This is a genomic window from Burkholderia sp. HAN2018 (assembly GCF_024704855.1).
Lineage (GTDB): Bacteria > Pseudomonadota > Gammaproteobacteria > Burkholderiales > Burkholderiaceae > Burkholderia > Burkholderia cepacia.
The window spans coordinates 1-4,540 of record NZ_QOBB01000362.1 but is presented as its reverse complement, the minus strand read 5'-3'; the positions used below and the strand labels follow the sequence as shown (position 1 = coordinate 4,540).

Here is a 4,540-nt window from a genome sequence, read left to right as displayed (position 1 = left end):
GGCGCCGTCTGCCGCACCGGCCACGGCTCCGGCCGCTGCCGAACCGGCTCCACCGCCCGCGCCGGCCACGACGGAAGCGGTCGAGAACCCGTACGGGCTCGGCGCGCTCTGGAAGAACGGCGACTTCGTCGCCCGTTTCGTGCTGATCCTGCTGGTGATCATGTCGATGGGGAGCTGGTACATCATGATCACGAAGTTCCTGGAACAGTTGCGCGCCAACCGCCGCGCGAAACTGGCAGATGCGCAACTCTGGTCCGCACCGTCGCTGGCCGAGGGCGCCAGGCTCCTCGACGAGGCGTCACCGTTCCGGTTCATCGCCGAAACGGCAATCGAGGCCGGCGAGCATCATGAAGATGCGCTGCTGGAAGCCGTGGACCGCAACACGTGGATCGACGTATCGGTCGAGCGCTCGATCACGAACGTGTCGAACCGGATGCAGGACGGGCTCGCATTCCTGGCCACGGTGGGCTCCACGGCGCCGTTCGTCGGGCTGTTCGGCACGGTCTGGGGGATTTATCACGCACTGACCGCCATCGGCATCGCCGGCCAGGCGTCGATCGACAAGGTCGCGGGCCCGGTGGGCGAGGCGCTCATCATGACCGCGATCGGCCTCGCCGTCGCGGTGCCCGCGGTGCTCGGCTACAACTTCCTGGTCCGGCGCAACAAGTCGGTGATGGAGCGGGTTCGCAACTTCGGCGCGCAACTGCACACGGTGCTGCTGGCCGGCAATCGGCGCCCGATACGCGCGGCGTCCTCGTCGCCGGCCGCGGCGTCGCTCGCGAACTGACCGGCTGACGGAGACGCGCGATGGCCATGAACGTCGGGCAGGACGATAGCGACGAGGTGATCGCCAACATCAACACGACGCCGCTCGTCGACGTGATGCTGGTGTTGCTGATCATTTTCCTGATCACGATCCCGGTCGTGACGCACACGATCCAGCTTCAGTTGCCGAAGGAGACGGTGCAACCGCTGCAGACGACACCGAAGAGCATCGAGATCGCGGTGAACCGCGACGGCGACTTCTTCTGGGGCGAACAGCTGGTGGATGCGCAGACACTGCTCGCGAAGCTGAAGGACGTGTCGCAGCAGCAGCCGCAGCCGAGCGTCCACGTGCGCGGCGACCAGAACACGCGTTACGAGTTCATCGGCCGGGTGGTCACGATGTGCGAGCGCGCGGGGATTGCGAAACTGTCGTTCATTACGGAGCCGCCCGCGCGCGGCGGCTAGTCGTGGACGGGAATCTTGGTGAGAGGGCGGGCTGGCGGTTGGGGTTGATGCACTGACGCTGGTTGGCCTGGGGCATGGGGCCTGGGGCATGGGGCATGGGGCATGGGGCATGGGGGCGGCGTAGGTGCTGAAGCACTAATGCTGATTGACTGCGAAGCATGGGGCCGGCGTAAGCGCTAAAGCACCAACGCTGATCGACCGCGAAGCATGGGACCAGCGTAAGCGCTAAAGCACTAACGCTGATCGACCGCGAAGCATGGGACCAGCGTAAGTGCTAAAGCACTAACGCTGATCGACAGGAGTCGACGATGGGAATGAATGTGCCTTCGGGCGGAAGCAATGCCGAACCGGAAGTGATGGTCGATATCAACACCACGCCGCTGATCGATGTGATGCTGGTGTTGCTGATCATGCTGATCATCACGATCCCGATTCAGATGCATTCGGTGAAGATGGACCTGCCGGTGGGTAACCCGCCGCCGCCGGCCACGCCGCCGGAAATCGTGCAGATCGACATCGACTTCGACGGCACGACGACGTGGAACGGCGCACCGGTGCCGGACCGCACGGCGCTCGAGGCGAAACTGACCCAGGTGGCGGCGGAACCTGTGCAGGCGGAAATCCACCTGCGCCCCAACAAGCTGGTGCCGTACAAGGACGTGGCCGCCGTGCTCGCGTCCGCGCAACGCGTGGGCGCGACCAAGATCGGCCTGATCGGTAACGAACAGTTCATGCAATGACGACACGGACGAGCCGATGAACCAGCGACGATGGAAACGGATGATGGCGGTGGCGGCGCTCGGCGCGGCAGGCTTGCTCGGACGCTCGGCATTACCGGCGGACGCGCTGCGGCCGGACGTGGCAAAGCCATTGGCGGCCGCACAGGACCTGTACCGGGCGCACAAGTATCGCGATGCACTGGGCAAGATCGCCCAGGCGGCGGCCGTGCCGAACCGGACGCCGTACGAAACCTACATGGTGGAGGAGATGCGCGGCGCGGCCGCGATGGCGGCAGGCGACTCGGGCACGGCCGCGCAGGCCTACGAGGCCGTGCTGAACTCGGGGCGGCTGTCGGGCGAGGACGAGCAGCGGACCACGGCGGCGCTGGCCGGCATCTACTTCCAGCAGAAGAACTACCCGCTGGCGATCCGGATTGCCCAGCGCTACCTGAAGGCAGGCGGATCCGATCCGGAAATGCGCACGCTGCTCACGCAGTCGTACTACCTGTCGAACGATTGCACACCGCTCGTGAGCCAGTTGAAAGCGAGCACCGACGCGCAGGCGAACGGCGGACACGCGCCGGATGAAGGGCAGTTGCAGATGCTTGCGACCTGCGCGCAGAAAGTGAAGGACGGCAACGCGTATCGCGGTGCGCTCGGGCTGCTGGTGGCTTACCATCCGAGCCCTGCGTACTGGGACGAAATGGTAACGGCGATTCGCGGCAACCCGGGGTATCTGCCGTCGCTCGATCTCGACATCTACCGGTTGCGCCGGGCGACGGGCTCGCTCGCGACAGCCGACGCGTACATGGAAATGACGCAGCTCGCGCTGGTGGCAGGGTCGCCCGCCGAAGGCAAGCAGGTGATCGACCAGGGGTTCGCGTCCGGCGTACTCGGCAAGGACGCACAGGCGGATCGCGAGAAGCGGCTGCAGGCGCTCGCGGCTAAGCGCGCGCAGTCGGGCGGGGAAGCCGCGACGCCGGCTGCGCCGATCGACGCGGGTATGAACCTCGTCTTCGCAGGCAAGGCGCAGCAGGGCCTGCCGATGATGGAGCAGGCGATCGCGAAGGGCGGACTCGAGCATCCGGACGCGGCGCGACTGCGGCTCGGCGAGGCGTATTACGTGGCCGGTCAGAAGGCGCGGGCGGTCCAGGTGCTGCGCACGGTCAAGGGCACCGACGGTTCCGCCGACCTCGCACGGCTCTGGACCGTGGTGGCATCCCGCTAACGCAACGCACGGGCACGACGGCTCGCGGCGCGGGAGCGGGCGTGGTCGGTGAGCGGAAATCGGTGCGCCGATCAGACGGCACCGATGCATGAAGGGCAGGTCAGCCGAGGGAAAAGGGGTAGCCTTGTTGATTAGTAAGCCGAATGAAATGTGCAGGATCGGCACGGCCGCGCGATGCGGGTGCCGCGCCGCACCACGCGTGGCGTGCACGCCGCGACAGCGTGCAGCCGGGTATCGCGCCGGGCCGGTCGCGTCATGGCATCGGTCGAGGCTTGACGACATCAAACCGATTTCGACTGCGAGGGTCCGTCTTTCCATGGTTTTGCCCCCTGATGAGTCGGTGCTCGTCGCCGTGTCGCTAGGCAACAAGATCCGGGCGCTGCGCCAGCGCCTGAAACTCACACTCGACGAAACGTCGACGATCGCCGGCATTTCGAAGCCGTTCCTGTCGCAGGTCGAGCGTGGGCGGGCGACGCCGTCGATCACGTCGCTGGTCCGGATCGCAAAGGCGCTGGGCGTGACGATGCAGTACTTCATCGACACGCCGACGGAGGCGCGCTCGGTATGCCGCGGCAATGCGCTGCAGTATTTCCAGTTCACCAACTCGGCCAGCCGGTTCGCCCGGCTGACGAATCTGGTGGACGGCCGCAAGCTCGACGCGATCCTCGTCAGGATGCCGGCGGGGCAGTTGTCGTCCGAGATGACGACGCACGCGGGCGAGGAGTTCGTCTATGTGTTGCGCGGGCAGGTGGCGCTGACGCTCGAGGATTGCACGTTCACGCTGAACGAGGGCGATACCGCGCATTACGAATCGACGATGCCGCATGCGTGGCGCAACACGGCCGACGAAGAGGCGGTGATCGTCTGGGTTGGCACGCCCAGGCTGTTCTAGCAAGGGCGGCCGGCGCGGCGGGCCGTCAGGAAGGAGAGGTACCCGATCGGTAGCGGACGCCGGTCGAATCGGCAGGAAGCAGGTAATGCGCTCAATGTAGGTGTTTAGTATGGCGAATCAAAATAGAAAACGACGGTGATGCTGAATGGTGCTGGTGCCCCGAAGCCGAGCCGTTCGAGTCGTGGCGGTAGAAAACGTGGCAATCGAAGGCGTGGCAATCGCGGGTTCCGTTACACGGTCACCCAGGACGCGCAAGGAATTCACAAGGTTCCGGCGCGCAGCAGGTGGGGTCTTACTACGAGCGAGAGGGAACAAGATGAAGCAGAGAGTTTTGGCGTTGGCCATCAAGAGGATAGTCTGGGCGGAGCTGGCGCTGACGGCGGCATTGGCGCCGCCGGCGTTTGCCCAGAGCCAGCCGGCGCCGGGCGCCGTCGCGATCGCGGATGCGGTCGCGAACGGCGCGCCCGTGAC

The 4,540-nt window shown here is 65.9% G+C and carries 5 protein-coding genes; all 5 read left to right on the top strand.

Going from position 1 to position 4,540, the window contains the following annotated elements; translation table 11 throughout:
- Positions 1-787 (top strand): MotA/TolQ/ExbB proton channel family protein (locus DPV74_RS39225; RefSeq protein WP_162923277.1); only part of this gene is annotated, 787 nt, incomplete at its 5' end.
- Between the two features lie 20 nt (positions 788-807).
- Positions 808-1,230, top strand: a complete 423-nt coding sequence (locus DPV74_RS39220) for a biopolymer transporter ExbD (RefSeq protein WP_021160935.1) — start codon at positions 808-810, stop codon at positions 1,228-1,230.
- Between the two features lie 308 nt (positions 1,231-1,538).
- Positions 1,539-1,970 carry a biopolymer transporter ExbD gene (locus DPV74_RS39215; protein ID WP_048022780.1) on the top strand — a complete coding sequence of 144 codons (432 nt, stop codon included), beginning with the start codon at positions 1,539-1,541 and terminating at the stop codon, positions 1,968-1,970.
- A gap of 16 nt (positions 1,971-1,986) precedes the next feature.
- Positions 1,987-3,177 carry a tetratricopeptide repeat protein gene (locus DPV74_RS39210; protein ID WP_119339142.1) on the top strand — a complete coding sequence of 397 codons (1,191 nt, stop codon included), beginning with the start codon at positions 1,987-1,989 and terminating at the stop codon, positions 3,175-3,177.
- 316 nt (positions 3,178-3,493) lie between these two features.
- Positions 3,494-4,069: a helix-turn-helix domain-containing protein gene (locus DPV74_RS39205; protein WP_027787334.1), complete on the top strand. Its 576-nt coding sequence runs from the start codon at positions 3,494-3,496 to the stop codon at positions 4,067-4,069.
- The last annotated feature ends 471 nt before the right edge of the window (positions 4,070-4,540 follow it).